The organism is Micromonospora sp. BRA006-A, from assembly GCF_033433935.1.
GTDB lineage: Bacteria > Actinomycetota > Actinomycetes > Mycobacteriales > Micromonosporaceae > Micromonospora > Micromonospora aurantiaca.
Map to the genome: position 1 here is coordinate 1,114,594 of NZ_JANCLW010000001.1, position 15,947 is coordinate 1,130,540.

The 15,947-nt window shown below is 72.2% G+C and carries 13 protein-coding genes; 6 read left to right on the forward strand and 7 right to left on the reverse strand.

The genetic code is table 11. The annotated features are described in order from the left end of the window. Window positions 1-120: 120 nt before the first annotated feature. The 4 genes from NMK34_RS05530 to NMK34_RS05545 all read right to left on the reverse strand — a co-directional run bounded on the left by NMK34_RS05530 (window position 121) and on the right by NMK34_RS05545 (window position 3,887). On the reverse strand, window positions 121-576 hold the full coding sequence (locus NMK34_RS05530; protein ID WP_318332476.1) for a hypothetical protein: 456 nt from the start codon (window positions 574-576) through the stop codon (window positions 121-123). 134 nt (window positions 577-710) lie between these two features. Next, window positions 711-1,058 (reverse strand): DUF779 domain-containing protein, encoded by a 348-nt coding sequence (locus tag NMK34_RS05535; RefSeq protein ID WP_318332477.1) that lies wholly within the window; start codon window positions 1,056-1,058, stop codon window positions 711-713. Further along, entirely contained in the window at window positions 1,058-2,563 is a 1,506-nt protein-coding gene (gene adh, locus NMK34_RS05540; RefSeq protein ID WP_318332478.1) for an aldehyde dehydrogenase, read from the reverse strand. Before adh ends, NMK34_RS05535 begins: the two co-directional genes overlap by 1 nt. 40 nt (window positions 2,564-2,603) lie before the next feature. After that, complete coding sequence (locus NMK34_RS05545) at window positions 2,604-3,887, reverse strand: transcriptional regulator (RefSeq protein WP_318332479.1); 1,284 nt, start codon at window positions 3,885-3,887, stop codon at window positions 2,604-2,606. Window positions 3,888-4,133: 246 nt separating this feature from the next. Here NMK34_RS05545 and NMK34_RS05550 point away from each other — a divergent pair, with 246 nt between their 5' ends. Next, a complete protein-coding gene (locus NMK34_RS05550; RefSeq protein WP_318332480.1) occupies window positions 4,134-4,793 on the forward strand; it encodes a hypothetical protein in 660 nt (219 codons plus the stop codon). Between the two features lie 67 nt (window positions 4,794-4,860). Here the strand turns inward: NMK34_RS05550 and gabT are convergent, their stop codons facing one another. Both gabT and NMK34_RS05560 read right to left on the reverse strand, forming a co-directional pair. Continuing rightward, a complete protein-coding gene (gene gabT / locus NMK34_RS05555; protein WP_318332481.1) occupies window positions 4,861-6,132 on the reverse strand; it encodes a 4-aminobutyrate--2-oxoglutarate transaminase in 1,272 nt (423 codons plus the stop codon). Window positions 6,133-6,138: 6 nt separating this feature from the next. After that, the gene (locus NMK34_RS05560; RefSeq protein ID WP_318332482.1) at window positions 6,139-7,575 is read right to left on the reverse strand and encodes a gamma-aminobutyraldehyde dehydrogenase; all 1,437 of its coding nucleotides are present in this window, start codon (window positions 7,573-7,575) and stop codon (window positions 6,139-6,141) included. A 142-nt stretch (window positions 7,576-7,717) separates the two neighbouring features. Here NMK34_RS05560 and NMK34_RS05565 point away from each other — a divergent pair, with 142 nt between their 5' ends. Then, entirely contained in the window at window positions 7,718-9,157 is a 1,440-nt protein-coding gene (locus NMK34_RS05565) for an aldehyde dehydrogenase family protein (protein WP_318332483.1), read from the forward strand. Between the two features lie 12 nt (window positions 9,158-9,169). Here the strand turns inward: NMK34_RS05565 and NMK34_RS05570 are convergent, their stop codons facing one another. Further along, window positions 9,170-10,405 (reverse strand): YwqJ-related putative deaminase, encoded by a 1,236-nt coding sequence (locus tag NMK34_RS05570; RefSeq protein WP_412098853.1) that lies wholly within the window; start codon window positions 10,403-10,405, stop codon window positions 9,170-9,172. A 78-nt stretch (window positions 10,406-10,483) separates the two neighbouring features. On the opposite strand from NMK34_RS05570, the gene NMK34_RS05575 reads away from it, so the two are divergent. The 4 genes from NMK34_RS05575 to NMK34_RS05590 are packed head-to-tail and all read left to right on the forward strand — an operon-like array spanning window position 10,484 to window position 15,933. Continuing rightward, window positions 10,484-10,897 carry a YbaB/EbfC family nucleoid-associated protein gene (locus tag NMK34_RS05575; protein WP_318332485.1) on the forward strand — a complete coding sequence of 138 codons (414 nt, stop codon included), beginning with the start codon at window positions 10,484-10,486 and terminating at the stop codon, window positions 10,895-10,897. Between the two features lie 3 nt (window positions 10,898-10,900). Beyond that, the gene (locus NMK34_RS05580) at window positions 10,901-11,257 is read left to right on the forward strand and encodes a hypothetical protein (protein WP_135243437.1); all 357 of its coding nucleotides are present in this window, start codon (window positions 10,901-10,903) and stop codon (window positions 11,255-11,257) included. Window positions 11,258-11,281: 24 nt separating this feature from the next. After that, window positions 11,282-15,502: a toxin glutamine deamidase domain-containing protein gene (locus tag NMK34_RS05585; RefSeq protein WP_318336280.1), complete on the forward strand. Its 4,221-nt coding sequence runs from the start codon at window positions 11,282-11,284 to the stop codon at window positions 15,500-15,502. Beyond that, the gene (locus NMK34_RS05590) at window positions 15,499-15,933 is read left to right on the forward strand and encodes a hypothetical protein (protein WP_318332486.1); all 435 of its coding nucleotides are present in this window, start codon (window positions 15,499-15,501) and stop codon (window positions 15,931-15,933) included. Before NMK34_RS05585 ends, NMK34_RS05590 begins: the two co-directional genes overlap by 4 nt. The last annotated feature ends 14 nt before the right edge of the window (window positions 15,934-15,947 follow it).

Sequence of the window (15,947 nt, forward strand, 5' to 3'; positions counted from 1 at the left end):
CGACCCTCGCGATCTTGCACTTGCCTACCCCGCAAAAGGAACTTGTCGGACAAACAACGGGCACCAAGTGCAAGATCGCGGGGGAGAAGGGCGGGAGGGCGAGGCGAGGGAGGGCGAGGGTCAGGGACGGGTGCAGCGGGGGCGCAGGCGCAAGGGCTCTGTGGTTTCGGTGATCGAGTTGGGCTCGATCACCAGGCGGGCGATCGTGGTGGCCCGGCCGGGGCGGAAGGTGCCCTGGTCGGCGGGGATCGTGGCGGTCCAGGTGCCGGCGGTGCGGTCGTCGGTGCACGCGCCGATCACGCCGAACCCGAAGCCGGTGACCGGCCCGCGCCGTACCCGCTGCTCGAGGTGCACCTCGATGTACGCGAGGCCGCGCTCGGCCCCGCAGTCGAACCGGCCGCCGACGGTGGCGGTGTGCGCCCGTACGTCGGCCGCGCCGAACCAGTTGACGGAGATGGTGGGAGAGACAGAGGCCGCCGGGGCGGCGACGGCGGCACCCGGCGCGAGCCCGAGCGTGGCGGCGGTGGCGAGGGCGGTGAGGCCGGCGGCGAGCACTGGCTGTCGGACCGGGTTCATGCGCGGTCTCCTGTCGGGCGGTGGCGGAACGCGACCCGGTAGCGACTCGCGCGGTGGTGGGACGCGTAATCCGAAGTGGACGGCGTCAGCATCCCACCGCCGCGATGCCCGCGAGCTGCAAGATCTCGGACAGATCAGCGGTTCAGGTGGGACCGGATGAGGAAGCGGACGCCCTCCGGTGCCTCCAGGGAGAAGCCGCTGCCCCGGCCGGGCACCACGTCGACGGTGAGCCGGGTGTGCCGCCACAGCTCCCACTGGGCCTTCGACATCCAGAACTCCACCGGCTCGGGCACGCCGTCGACCGCCAGCGAGGCGAGCAGCACATCCGAGCCGCCGGTGCGGAACTCACCGGCCGGGTAGCACATCGGGGCGCTGCCGTCGCAGCAGCCGCCGGACTGGTGGAACATCAGCGGGCCGTGCTGCCCCCGCAGCGACCGGATCAGGTCGGCCGCCGCGGGGGTCACTGTCACGGTGTCGCCCATCAGAAGAAGCCCAGCTTCTTCGGCGAGTAGCTGACCAGCAGGTTCTTGGTCTGCTGGTAGTGCTCCAGCATCATCTTGTGGTTCTCCCGGCCGATGCCTGACTGCTTGTAGCCGCCGAACGCCGCGTGCGCCGGGTAGGCGTGGTAGCAGTTCGTCCACACCCGGCCGGCCTGGATCGCCCGCCCGGCCCGGTACGCGGTGTTCAGATCCCGGGTCCACACGCCCGCGCCGAGCCCGTACAGCGTGTCGTTGGCGATCTTCACGGCGTCGTCCAGGTCGGCGAAGGAGGTCACCGACACGACCGGGCCGAAGATCTCCTCCTGGAAGATCCGCATCGAGTTGTCGCCCTCGAAGATGGTCGGCTGGACGTAGTAGCCGCCGGACAGCTCGCCGCCGAGGTCGGCCCGCTCACCGCCGGTGAGGACGCGGGCGCCCTCCTGCCGCCCGATGTCCAGGTAGGACAGGATCTTCTCGAGCTGGTCGTTCGACGCCTGCGCGCCGACCATCGTGTCGGTGTCCAGCGGGTGCCCCTGCTTGACCGCCTTCGTCCGCTCGACGGCGGCGGCGAGGAAGTCGGAGTAGTGGCCCTGCTGGATGAGCGCCCGGGACGGGCAGGTGCACACCTCGCCCTGGTTGAGCGCGAACATGGTGAAGCCTTCGAGCGCCTTGTCCCGGAAGTCGTCGGAGGCGGCGCTGACGTCGTCGAAGAAGATGTTCGGGCTCTTGCCGCCCAGCTCCAGCGTGACCGGCTTGATGTTCTCACTGGCGTACTGCATGATCAGCCGCCCGGTGGTGGTCTCCCCGGTGAACGCCACCTTCGCCACCCGCGACGAGGACGCGAGCGGCTTGCCCGCCTCGACGCCGAAGCCGTTCACCACGTTCACCACGCCCGGCGGCAGCAGGTCGCCGATCAGCGAGAGCAGGTAGTGGATCGAGGCGGGCGTCTGCTCGGCCGGCTTGAGCACCACCGCGTTGCCGGCGGCCAGTGCCGGGGCGAGCTTCCACACCGCCATGAGGATCGGGAAGTTCCACGGGATGATCTGCCCGACCACGCCCAGCGGCTCGTGGAAGTGGTAGGCCACCGTGTCGTCGTCGAGTTCGCCGAGCGAGCCCTCCTGCGCCCGGATCGCGCCGGCGAAGTAGCGGAAGTGGTCGATCGCGAGCGGGATGTCGGCGGCGAGCGTCTCGCGTACCGGCTTGCCGTTCTCCCACGTCTCGGCGATCGCGAGGGACTCCAGGTTGTCCTGCATGCGGTCGGCGATCCGGTTGAGGATCAGCGAGCGTTCGGCGACCGACGTGCGGCCCCACGCGTCGGCTGCGCCGTGCGCCGCGTCGAGCGCCTTCTCCACGTCCTCGGCGGTGCCCCGGGCCACCTCGCAGAAGGTCTGCCCGGTCACCGGGGTCGGGTTCTCGAAGTACTTCCCACCGTGCGGCTTCACGTACTCGCCGCCGATGTAGTGGTCGTAGCGGGACTGCCAGTGGGTGGGGGCGTCGTAGCGCGTCATGGGTACCTCCGCCGTCCGTCTGGGGTGGATGGCGGGCAGGCTAGTTTCCGGGACGTTGCAGGAACGTTGCGCGCGGCAGCGCGTACTCCTCGGCGAGCTGGCGGGCCCGCGCGAGCGCGAGCGGCCGGCGGGGCGCGCCCGGCGGCAACGCCCGGGCCAGGGCCTGCCAGGCGGCCAGGTCGTCGGACCCGGCCGCCGTCGCGGTCCAGGCCGCGAGCAGCCCCGGGTCGGCGCCGGCCAGCACGGCGGCGCGCAACTGGCCGTCGACCAGGCGGCGCAGTCGCGCGACTCCCGGCGCGTCCGACAAGGGCAGCAGGGGCCCGGGGTACGCGCGCAGCGCCGCCGCCGGATCGCCACGTTCCAGCAGTTCGGTGACGGTACGGAAGTCGGCGCGCACGGCCGGCCGCAGCCGGTACGGGCGGGAGTCGAGCAACTCCTCGCCGAGCACGCGGCGCAGCCGGGACAGTTCGGCGCGCAGTGTGACCGGGTGCCGCCTGTCGTCGCCGTAGAGGTCGAGGCCGAGTTGTTCCCCGGTCCGGCCCTCGGGATGGTCGACGAGCAGCACCAGAAGTTCGCTGTGCCGCCGGCCGAGCCGGATGCGCCGGCCGCCGACGCGCAGCTCCGCCTCGTCACGCCCGAGCGCCGACACGTACGCCACGTCCGGCGCGGCGGGCGCGGCACCGGCCAGGAACGCCTCGGCGGCGCGGGCGGTGGCCCGGACCAGCGCGAGGCTCTGCGGGTTGGCCAGGTGGTCCCCGCCGGTGATGTCGACGGCGCCGAGCAGCGCGCCGCTGGCCGGGTCGTGGATCGGCGCGGCGGCGCAGGTCCAGCGCTGCACCGGCCGGACGAAGTGCTCGGTGGCGAAGATCTGCACGCCGTGGTCGACGGCGAGGGCGGTGCCGGGAGCGTTCGTGCCGGCGTGCGCCTCGTCCCAGCGGGCGCCCGGTACGAAGTTCATCCGCTCGGCGTGCCGCAGCACCCCGGGGTGGCCCTCCACCCAGAGCAGCCGCCCGGCGGCGTCGCAGACCGCCATCAGGTGCGCGCCGTCCTGCGCGATGCCGCCGAGCAGGTCGCGGAAGAGCGGCATCACCCGGGCCAGCGGATGCGCGGCGCGGTACGTCTCCAACGCGTCGTCGGTGAGGTCGACCGGCGCGGTGGTCTCCGGGTCGAGCAGCGCGGACCGCTCCCAGGACCGGGCCACCACCTCCCGGACCCGGCCGGAGGTGGTGCCGGCGGTGAGGAAGGCCTCGTGGGCGGCACCGATCTGCGCGATCCGCTCCGCCGGATCCGCGCCGAACTCCAGGGCGAGCCACGGGTCAGCCACCAGCGCCTCCTTCCACCCATCGTGACCCACCTCACCCCCGAGCGCCAATGCGTGATCCGGGTCGCCTCGGCGGCGCTCCCCTTCCGCCCGCCGACGGACCGGACGGCCCCACGCCGGTTGCTGCAGGCGGCGATGACCGGAGCGCCACACACCCGTTACGGTCCGCTGTAGTCCACCGATCCGGGTGAACGGTCCGGCCCTCCCGTCCGTACCACGCGTCGAACGACAGCGACGACGGGAGAGAACGTGAGGGTGCAGCGCAAGCACGTGCTGGCGGCGACTGTGGCGGTGACCGCCACGGTGGCGGTCTCGGTGGGCACCGGACTCGGTTTCGCGGACACCGCGCCGGCCGCGCGATCGGTCTGTGCCGGGTCGGTGACCTTCTCGGCCGAGGGCGGACCGCCGGCCGCGACCAGCGACAGGTTCCCGGTGGGCACCCGGCTGCGGGTGACGAACCTGGACAACCGCAAGGTGACCACGGTGACGGTGACCGGGCCGTCCGGGAGCTGCGTGCTGCTGAACACCGCCGCCATGGACCTGGTACGCGAGCCGGGCAAGAACGTCGTCCGCCGCAACGTGGTGGAACGCCTCGACGGCGGCGGCGCCCCGGCACCCGGCGCGCAGCCGGGTGAGACCCGGCCGGGCGCGGCGCAGCCGATCGGCGGCAGCGTCTGCTCCGGCGCGCTCACGTTCTTCGCCGAGGGCGGGGCACCGGCCGCCACCAGCGGCCAGTTCCCGCTCGGCACCCGGCTGCGGGTGACGAACCTCGACAACAACAAGGTGGTGACCGTGACGGTGACCGGTCCGTCCGGTAGTTGCGTGCTGCTGAACACGGCGGCCATGGACGCGATCCGGGAACCCGGCAAGAACCTGGTCCGGCGCAACACTGTGGAGCTGCTCCGCTGACCCTCCGGGCGGAACACCATGGGCCGGTCCTGGGGGAGATCGGGCCCATGGTGTTCCACGTCCGGGGTCAGCCGAAGGCGGCCGCCAGGATGTCCAGTCCCCGGCCCAGCTCGTCGTCGGAGATGACGAGCGGAGGCAGGAACCGCAGCACGTTGCCGTAGGTGCCGCAGGTCAGCGTGAGCAGCCCGGCCGCGTGGCAGGCAGCCGAGATCGCCGCCGTGGCGGCCGGGTCCGGGGTCAGCGTGCCCGGCGCCACGATCTCCACCGCGAGCATCGCGCCGCGGCCGCGTACCTCTGCCACTCGCGGGTCACCGGCGGCGATCGCGCGCAGCCGCTCACCCATCACCGCGCCGATCCGGCGCGCGGCGGCGGCCAGGTCCAGCTCCCGCATCGTCTCCATCGCCGCGAGCGCGGCGGCGCAGGCGATCGGGTTGCCGCCGTACGTGCCGCCGAGACCGCCGACGTGCACCGCGTCCATCAGCTCCGCCCGGCCGGTCACTGCCGCCAGCGGCAGGCCGCCCGCGATGCCCTTCGCCAGGGTGATCAGGTCCGGCTCGACGCCCTCGTGCTCGCAGGCGAACCAGTCGCCGGTGCGGCAGAAACCGGTCTGGATCTCGTCGGCGACGAACACCACCCCGGCCGCCGTCGCCCACTCGCGCAGCGCCGGCAGGAAACCCTCAGCGGGTACGACGAAACCGCCCTCGCCCTGGATCGGCTCGATCAGCAGCGCGGCCACGTTCTCCGCGCCCACCTGCTTCTCGATCATCTCGATCGACCGGGCCGCCGCAGTGACGCCGTCCAGCCCGCCGTCGCGCAGCGGGTACGACATCGGTACCCGGTAGACCTCACCGGCGAACGGCCCGAACCGGTGCTTGTACGGCATGTTCTTCGCGGTCAGCGCCATGGTCAGGTTGGTCCGGCCGTGGTACGCGTGGTCGAACACCACCACCGCGGGCCGCCCGGTCGCGTGCCGGGCGATCTTCACCGCGTTCTCCACCGCCTCGGCGCCGGAGTTGAACAACGCCGAGCGCTTCTCGAAGCCGCCCGGGGTCAGTGCGTTGAGCTGCTCGCAGACCGCCACGTACGACTCGTACGGCGCGACCATGAAGCAGGTGTGGGTGAAGCGTTCGACCTGCGCGCGTACCGCCTCGACCACCCGCGGCGCGGAGTTACCCACGTTGGTGACCGCGATGCCGGCCGCGAAGTCGATCCACTCCCGCCCGTCCACGTCGGTGATCGTGCCGCCGCCCGCCCGGTCCACGTACGCGGGAATCGTGCTGCCCACGCCCCGCGCCACCGCCTCGACCCGGCGCTTGTGCAGCTCATCGCTGGTGGCCATCGCCGATCAGCCCTCGATGTTGTGCATGACGTGCTTGACCCGGGTGTAGTCCTCCAGGCTGTAGACCGACAGGTCCTTGCCGTGGCCGGAGTGCTTGAAGCCGCCGTGCGGCATCTCCGAGACGAACGGGATGTGCGTGTTCACCCAGACGCAGCCGAAGTCCAGCCGACGCGTCATCCGCATGGCCCGGCCGTGGTCGCGCGTCCACACCGAGGCGGACAGGCCGTACTCCACGCCGTTGGCCCAGCGCACCGCCTCGTCCTCGCCGGAGAAGCGCTGCACGGTGATGACCGGCCCGAACACCTCGTCCTGGATGATCTCGTCGGTCTGGCGTACGCCGGAGACCACTGTCGGGGCGTAGAAGAAGCCGCGCTCGCCGACCCGCGATCCGCCGGTGGTGACGTTCGCGTGGTCCGGCAGGCGGTCCACGAAGCCGCTCACCCGGGCGAGCTGGTTGGCGTTGTTCAGCGGGCCGTAGAGCACGTCGGCGTCGTCCGGCGCGCCGGTGCGGGTGTTGCGGGCCTGCTCGGTCAGCGCGGCCACGAAGTCCTCGTGGATGCCCGGACCGGTGAGCACACGGGTCGCAGCCGTGCAGTCCTGACCGGCGTTGAAGTAGCCGCCCATCGCGATCGCCTCGGCCGCCGCCGCCACGTCCGCGTCGTCGAAGATCACCACCGGGGCCTTGCCGCCCAGCTCCAGGTGCGTCCGCTTCAGGTCCGGCGCCGCCGCGGCGGCGACCTCCATGCCCGCGCGGGTCGAGCCGGTGATCGACACGAGCTGCGGGGTCGGGTGGGACACCAGCGTACGGCCGGTGTCGCGGTCGCCGCAGACCACGTTGAACACGCCCCGGGGCAGGTGCTCGGCGGCGATCTCGGCCAGCAGCAGCGTCGACACCGGCGTGGTGTCCGACGGCTTCAGCACCACCGTGTTACCCGCCGCCAGCGCCGGGGCGATCTTCCAGACCGCCATCATCAGCGGGTAGTTCCAGGGCGTCACCTGGGCGCAGACGCCGATCGGCTCGCGCCGCACGTACGAGGTGTGCCCGGCCATGTACTCACCGGCCGAGCGCCCCTCCAGCAGGCGGGCCGCCCCGGCGAAGAAGCGCAGCTCGTCCACCGCGGGCGGCAGTTCCTCGTCGGCGGTGAGCTGCCGGGGCTTGCCGGTGTTGCGCACTTCAGCGTCGACCAGCTCCGCGGCCCGCGACTCCACCGCGTCGGCGAACTTCAGCAGCGCCCGCTGCCGCTCGGCCGGCGTGGCGTCCCGCCAGGTCTCGAACGCGGCGGAGGCGGCCTTCATCGCCGCGTCCACGTCCGCCGCACCGGAGACCGGGGCCTGGGCGAAGACCTCGCCGGTGCACGGGTCGATCAGGTCGGCGTAGCCGCCGTCCACCGGGTCGACGTACTCGCCGTCGACGAAGTTGCGCAGCTGCTGCTGGTCGCTCATCAGAAGTCTCCGAGAAGGTGGCCGGGGGGAGGGTCAGCGGAGGTTATCGCAATCTGACTGCCATCTTGGCTACTAAATCCGAGGCAGACAAGGGTTTGAGCAACTGTTTCCGCGTGAGCACCTGTGGTCTAGGCTGCCGGTCGTGGAGCCGAGAGCCTTCTACGTCGCCGGTCGCCCCGCCCACGGCGAGGACGAGCTGACAGTCACCCACCCGTACGACGGGCAGCCGGTGGGGCGTACCACGCTCGCCACGGCCGACCAGGTCGAAGCCGCAGTCGCGGGTGCCGCCCGGGTGGCCGCGGAGGCCGCGGCCCTGCCCGCGCATGCCCGCGCGGCCGCCCTGGACCACGTCTCCCGCCGGCTCGCCGAGCGGGCCGACGAGGTCGCCGCGCTGATCACCGCCGAGAACGGCAAGCCGGTCAAATGGGCGAAGGTCGAGGTCGGGCGTGCGATCTCCACGTTCCGCTGGGCCGCCGAGGAGGCCCGCCGCTTCTCCGGCGAGTTGCAACGGCTCGACACCGACCCCGCCGCCACCGGGCGGATCGCCCTGGTCCGGCGCGTGCCGCGCGGCCCGGTGCTCGGCATCACCCCGTTCAACTTCCCGCTCAACCTGGTCGCCCACAAGGTCGCCCCGGCGCTCGCCGTCGGCACCCCGATCGTGGTCAAGCCCGCCCCGGCCACCCCTCTCACCGCGCTGCTGCTCGGCGAGATCCTGGCCGAGACCGACCTGCCCGAGGGCATGTTCTCGGTGCTGCCGCTGCCGAACGAGCGCGCCGCCGAACTGGTCACCGACCCCCGGCTACCGGTGGTGTCGTTCACCGGCTCCGGACCGGTCGGCGCGGCCATCCGCCGGGCCGCGCCGGACAAGCACGTCACGCTGGAACTCGGCGGCAACGCCGCGGCGGTCATCTGCGAGGACTGGGCGGCGGACGAGGACCTGACCTTCGCCGCGCACCGCATCGCCACGTTCTCCAACTACCAGGCCGGGCAGTCGTGCATCGCCGTGCAGCGGGTCTACGTGCACGAATGGCTCTACGACGGCTTCCTGCCCCGGCTCGTCGCGGCGGTGCAGGCGCTGCGTACCGGCGACCCGCGCTCCGAGCTGACCGACGTCGGCCCGCTGGTGTCGGTCGAGGCGGCGCAGCGCGTCGAGACCTGGGTGGACGAGGCGGTCGCGGCCGGCGCCGTCATCGAGGCCGGCGGGCGGCGCGACGGCGCCACCTACCCGCCCACAGTGCTCAGCGGCGTACCCGCCGACGCGAAGGTGTGCGCCGAAGAGGTGTTCGGACCGGTGCTGGTGGTCGCCCCGGTCGCCGACGACCGGGCCGCGTTCGCCGCCGTCAACGACTCCGCGTACGGCCTCCAGGCCGGCGTCTTCACCCACCGGCTCGACGTGGCGTTCGACGCCGCCCGCACGCTCGAGGTCGGCGGCGTGATCGTCGGGGACGTGCCGTCGTACCGGGCCGACCAGATGCCGTACGGCGGGATGAAGGGCTCCGGCGTCGGACGCGAAGGGCTGCGCAGCGCGATGGACGACTACACCGAGCCGCGTGTCACGGTGCTGACCGGCGTGGCCCTCTGACCGCCTGCGGCCTCACCAGGTGCCGTCGTCGCGGACCCGGGCGGGGGCGCGGCCGAGCAGCAGGGTGGTGAGGGCGGCGTCGATGTCGGCGCCGAGGAACCACTCGCCGGCCTGGTCGAGGGCGAAGATCCGGCCGTGCTCGTCGACCGCGAGGATGCTCTCCTGACGTTCGCTGCCGAGCGGGAACAGGCGGGCGCCCAGGACGGCGGCGAAGTCGGCGAGGGAGTCGGCGGTGTGCGCGGCCCGGAGCGGATTCGTGGTGAACCGGCTGATCCAGACCTGCTCGCCGGGCCCGCGCCGTCGGCTCAGGACGGCCGGGAACGCGGTGAGCGCCGACCCGGCGGCGGGGAACGCCTCGTGCCGGTGATGCTGTCCCGCGACCGCCTTCGTCTCGGTCATCGCGCCCATCGCGAGTGCCTCGTTGAACATGCTGATCTGCCAGCCGCCGTCCATGAGGGCGTGGGCGACCTCGTCGGGAAACCGCCCGGGTTGAATGACCTCGCGCGGCTCCGGGCGCCATTCCTCCACGAAGGCGAGATCGGACCACGGCAGTACCGCGAAACGCACCAGGAACCGGACGCACGAGTCGCAGGGAAGATCCGCTTGTCCGCCCTGCGGATCGCCCGGCTCACGACTGCGATAGACCTCGATCCGGCTGCTGCCGAGCAGGTCGCGGGCGTCCTCGATGGACAGCGGCGGCAGACCTTCGGCGGCGCGGCGGTGGTCGTGCTCGTACAACGCGTCGGAGACGACGATCATCTCGGCGTGCCGCTCCCCACCGCGTACCAGATGCCCTGCCGGTAGCTCGTCCAGATAGGACCGCACCAGCGGGTGGTGGCGTACCTCGATCTCGCCCTTCGCGCCCTGCGCGACGTGCTGCCGGCCGTCGACAGTGAGGTGCGCCGCCGCGCCGGGCGTGGGCAGGCGGGTCAGCTCACGCAGCAGTTGGGCGGCCGGATCGACGGTACGCGGCGGGCGCGGTTCGGCCGGACGCCGCTGCCGGTACATCCGCTCGACCGCCGCGGCCGGCACCCGCGGCCACGTGGACACCTCGCCGGTCTCCTTGTCGATCACAGTGGTCGGCAGGTCGCCGGGGAGCGCCCGGGCCTCGGTGGACACGACGGAACTCACCACGTAGCCCAGGTCGAACTCCTCGACCTCCGGCGTGCAGGGAAAACCGAGGCGGTCGGAGTCCCGCCGGGCCCACACCGAGGCGATCTGCTCGGCCTGCTGTCGCTCGATCACCACCTGAAATTACCGGACCCCACGGATTTCGTGGCACCCGGTATGGTCGGCCCTACCCACGGTGACGGAAGGGGAGCGACGGTGGCCGAGAGTGCGGACCGGGATGCGAACCGTGCACTACGCGCGCGATTCGACGAGGTGTACGGCCAATACCAGCGCTTGCGGTCCGGTCTGGACGAACTCCAGACCAAGCTGGCCGGCCTGCGGGTCACCGAACGCTCCGACGACGGTCAGGTGACCGCGGTCGTCGGCGCGCGAGGCGAGCTGATCAGCGTCGAGGTGAGCCCGGCGGCGTTCCACGACCGAGACGCCCGGGCGTTGAGCCGGAAGATCACCGAGACCGTGCTGCGCGCCTCCACCGCGGCGACCACAGCCACCCGCGAACTCGTCGCCGGCTACCTGCCGCCGGGCTCGCCGTCGGTCGAGTTCCTGCGTACCCATGACTTCGGCGCGCTGCTCGGCCGGGCCGACTCCGTGCTGGCCCGCGGCGAGTGAGAGGTGGCCGGGGGAGAGATCTGGCTGGACCCGGACCGGGCCCGCCGCGGCGGCGCCGACCTGGCGCTGTCGGGGCGGGCGGTGAGTGCGGCCCGGCGGGAGACGGGCGAGCCGATCGCCGCCGCGAGCGCCCAGCGGCCCTGGGGCCGCGACGACATCGGCGCCGCGTTCGACAAGCACTACCAGGGCTACGCCGAGACGCTGCTGCGCGCGTGGGAGCTTCTCGGCCGGTCACTGGAGGTGCTCGGCTCGGACGTCGTCCGCTCGGTCACGGCCACCGTGGAGACGGACCTCAGCAACGCCCGTGACCTCGGGACGATCCCGCAGCAAGGGCACAACCCCCATCGGCCCCGGCGCTGACCACCGGAGGACCCGCGCGTGAGCATGCTGCCCAGCCCGATCCCGCACCCGCTCGACTTCTGCCCGTGGGATCTGCCCGGCTGGATCTACGAGGCGCTCGACTGGGTGGTCGGCGTCGAATGGCCGGAGGGCGACGAGCGCGCCGTCTGGAACCTGGCCGACCAGTGGTACGGCGTGGCAGGCGTCCTGACCCGTCCGCGCGACGACGCGATCACCGCCGCCGGCGAGGTGAAGAGCGGGTACGGGGGAGTCGGCCTGGTCGCCGGCGCGTTCGACACGGCGTGGCACAAGCTCGCCGAGGGTGAGGACGCGCCACTGCACGTCCTGGTCGGGGCCACCGGCGAGCTGGCCCGTCTGGTCGACTCCTGCGGCTGCGACATCGAGGGCGCGAAGCTCGAAGCCTGGATCGAGCTGGGCATCCTGGTCGTCGAGTTGCTGTCCCTGGCCGTCGCGACGGTGCTCACCCTGGGCGCCGCCTCACCGGCGGCGGCCGCCGCGATCACCGCCACGCGGGTCGTGGTGCAGCAGATCTTCAAGCGGCTGGTGGCTCAGCTCGCCCGCAAGGCGGTCAAGCAGAGCCTCAAGGAGGCGGGCGAACGGGCCGCGAAGGAGGCGGCCAAGTCCGGTGCCCGCAAGCTGGCCCGGCGGGCCGCGATCGGCGGCCTGCTGGAGGCCGGTCAGGAGGCGGGCACCAGCCTCGGCACGCAGGCGTACCAGAACTCCACCGGCCGGCGGGACGGCCTCGACCTGACCGACGTGAGCACGTCGGCTCTCGGCGGATTCGCCGGCGGCGCGGTCGCGCCACTGGCCGGGCTGGGCCGGCACGCCAACGGGCCGTTCGCGGAGATCGCCGAGCGGTTCGGGCGGGAGATGGGCGGGGAGACGCTCGCCGAGACCGCCGCGGGTCTGGCGACCGGCCAAGGGCCGTCGCTCGAGGATCTGGCGCGCGCCGCTGCCTCCGGGGCCAGCGGGTCCGCCACCAACCAGGCGGATTCGGCACTGCAACGCCGCCTCGACGGGCAGCTGAGCGGGTTGACGGTGTCCCCGGTCGGCCTGGACGTGCCGGTCGCCGCCGATCCCGTCGGGCTGATCCCGGCCCAGCGGGTCGCCGAGCCGATCGTCCAGGGCGGCGACACGGTCGCCGGCGCCGTTCCCGCGACACCCGCACACGTCACGCCCCATGCCGCCGGTCCGCACCCACTCGCCGTGGACCTGCCCCGCCCGGCGCCGGACCCCACGACGACGCCGCTCGGCGACGTCGTCCCGCACGACGTGGCACGTCCGACCGTCACCACGAGCCCCACCTTGTCCTCGGTGATCACGGACGCGCCCGTCGCCACGCCCCCATCGACCGCGCCCGGAGTCCACAACGGCGCGGGTCCGGTGGCGACGCCGATCGACCACCCCACGCCGTCCTCGACCAACCCGATCCAGGCGGCAGCCGCACCGACGACACTCCCTGCACCGCCTGCCGACCACCCGCGGGTCGCGCCGCCACCAACGGCGGACCGCGCCGCCCCCCTCAGCAACGGAGGTCAGGCGGGACCGCCTCCGGTCTCACCGGTCAACCCGCAGGCGGGGCCGCATCCGGGAGCGCCGGCCGTCGGGCCCGAGCACCGACCGGGGCCGAACCCCCGTTTTCCGCTGCTGGAGTCCTTGGCTCCGCATCGCCCTCCTACCGACTCCCCAGGGCCCCACCCGGGCCCGCCCCACGTCCAGGGGTGGCCTCGTGAGACCGCCGAGGAGCGCGCCGCGCGGCTTAAGGCCGATCGGGAGGGTCTGGACCGGCGGCGCTACCAGGGCTATCTGCAGTCCCAGCGTGCCTTACACGAGGAGAACAGACGGGAAGCGCAGATCAAGGAGCTGCGTGATCTCGCCGAACAGCATTACGAGGCGGCGCGTTGGCTCCTCATGCAGGCCCACGAACTGCGCCAAGCCGGGCGGCACGAGCTCGCCGACAGGCACGTGTGGGAGGGCCGACGGCGAGAGCGCCTGCATTACCGAGCCGTCGACGAGGTGGAGGCGGTCCGTGCCGGCCAGCGTCTGCCGCGGGAGGTGATGGTCGAGGACGACCTCGACTTCTACCGCATCAACGACGACGTGGCGGACCTGGCCGTCGGCGCGGTGGATACGGCCGACCACTCGGCGCTCACCGGTCACGGGCACCCCGAGCCGATCGACAGATCCCGGCCCTACGGCCGCCGGGGAGGACTCCGGCCTCCGCTGGCGCTGCACCAGACCGACCTCGAACGGCAGATGCCCCGCAACCCCGACGGCAGCGTGACCCGTACCGCCGATCCTCGCCGCGGCAGATGGTTCCGCCTCGCGAACGACGGCGGCCCGGCGGCCGATGCCACCCGGGGGATCAACTGCCTCGACTGCACGCTGTCGCTGTTCGAGACCTGGGTTCACGGACGGCCGCGCGTCGCGGCGCCGCGAACGTTCGACGGCTACCTGAACGGCGACGTGAACCGGCCGGTGGGCGGGGAGGCGGACGGGCCGCTTCGCGTCGAGCAGACGACCGGCGGCCGATTCCAGAACCTCTGCCCGCCGGACCGGCCCGGTGTCAGCGGCCGGGAGCGGCAGCTGTTGGTGGACGCCGGTTACCGGGACCTGTACGCGCAGCTCGCATCAGGCGGCCACGGCAGTTACGCGTTCCTCATCACCAGCTTCGAGGGCGGCGGATCGCACGCGTGGGTGGCGTTGAACCAGAACGGCACCATCCTCTTCCTCGACCCGCAGACGGGCGACGTGGCGGACCGGCCGATCTACCACCACAGCGGCCGTCCGGCCCGCGGCAACGTGGTCGGCGTCGACGCTCTGGTGCTCGGCCCCGACGGCCGCCCGATGCCGCTCGCCGGCCGCCCGCCCGGCACCTACAACGTCCTGCCGGAGCCGCTGCCCCGCCCGGCGCCGCCACGGCCGCCGGCCCCGCCGCCGATCGCCGACGGCCCCGTCCCGGATTTCAACCACGTCCATCTGCTCGGCGAGTCCACGACCATCCACCGCCGCGCCGACGGACCGATGCCGGGCAGTGCGCCGCCCGTCGAGCCGGAACCCGACCGGGTACGCGAGGACCACCGGCAGGCACACGCCGCCCGGATCGCCGCCGGGCTCTACGTGCGCGACGCGCTGGCGGAGAGCGGGAACCTCGACGCCGCCTTCGCCGCCGGGGTGACACCAGTCGAGTTGGCGCAGCACGCGGATGTGCCGACGTTGCGGCGGCTCGTACCGGGGCTGGACGAGAGCGGTGCGGCCGACCTCGCCCGGTTGTTCGCCGACCCGCGCGTGCAGCGGATGCTCGACCAGAGCTGGGAGGCGCCGCCGCGACGCGAGGAGTTGCTGGCCGAGACGCTGGTGCGGCAGCTCGCGGAGCGGCCCGACCTGGTCCGGATGATCCTGACGACACCGGAACTCGCCAACTCGCTCACCGCCCGGCCGCTGACCCTGTATCACCTGGCCAGCCACAAGCAGGCCATCGACGTACTCGGCGAAGTCATGACCGACATTGCCATCCGAGGGGCCGAGGCGGTCATCGCTCCGAAGCCACTGAAGCCCCAGCCGACGCCTATCAGCGAAGAGCAGCGGGAACTCGGCGAGCGAGTTGGGAGGCGCGGCCAACGGCGGTTGCAGCTCGGATTCGATAGAGCCCGACGAGATGATGAGGTGTATCGCCTCGCCTACGTCGATCGGCTGTACGCGGACGCGGCGGCAGCCCAACCGGAGTTGAATGCGCTTGCTGTTGCGCTGGCTGGCGACCAAGGCAGCCCAGATTGGAGGAGGGAACCCAAGAATCGGGACCGCGTTCTGGACAAGCTGATCGAGTACGAGAACGACGCGTCAAAGCTCAAGGACTTGGCGGGCGCCAGAGTGCAATTCGACACGCTCGATGCTTTCTACCAGGCACTCGGACGGCTGGCAGTCGACCCGGATGTGGTGATCCTTCATATCAAGGACCGGTTCCTCGATCCACAGGACAGCGGCTACCGGGACCTCTTACTCAACCTTCGGATGTCGAACGGCCATATGGCAGAACTTCGACTGCAGCTCGCTGGGATCGAGGAGGCCGCGGAATGGGAACATGCGCTGTACGAAATCCGACGCGACCTAGAAGCGCTGTCCGAGAGTGAAGGCAGGCCGTTGACACAGACAGAACGCGCCATCCGTGACGGACTCCTCCGGCGAGCGCAAAGTACCTACGGGAGCAAGGCGGAGGAGAGCATCGGGGAGGTGCCGACGCAGTGAGGCCGGCGGAGGGCTTGACGCTGCCCAAGTTCTTCAACTATTTCGACTCTCCCTTGAAGTTGGTCGAAACCGCAGACGGGGGCGTGGCCGGCTGGAGGTTGTCCAAGGACACTGGGGGCTGGCGCGAGGCCAACAACCTTATCGATAAGGTGCTGTTCGAGGGCGGCGACGAGATCTATGAGGTCTCGCCGGAAGAGTTCGTGCAGCTCACCGAGCTTGAGAGAAGCCTCTACCTCCAGGGCGACGGGCCGATCTTCGCGCTCTACGAAACCGTCCGGGCGATAGAGGACACGCTCCAGCAGGAACGCCGGTACCCGACGCCCGAGGAGCAGGCGCTGATCCGGGGCGTCCGGCGGCGGACCTTCGTGATGTTCGAGGAGCAGCTCCAGCAGGCCGGCGACCCCGCCGCCGACCCCACCATCGCCTCCTGACAACGACCGGGAAC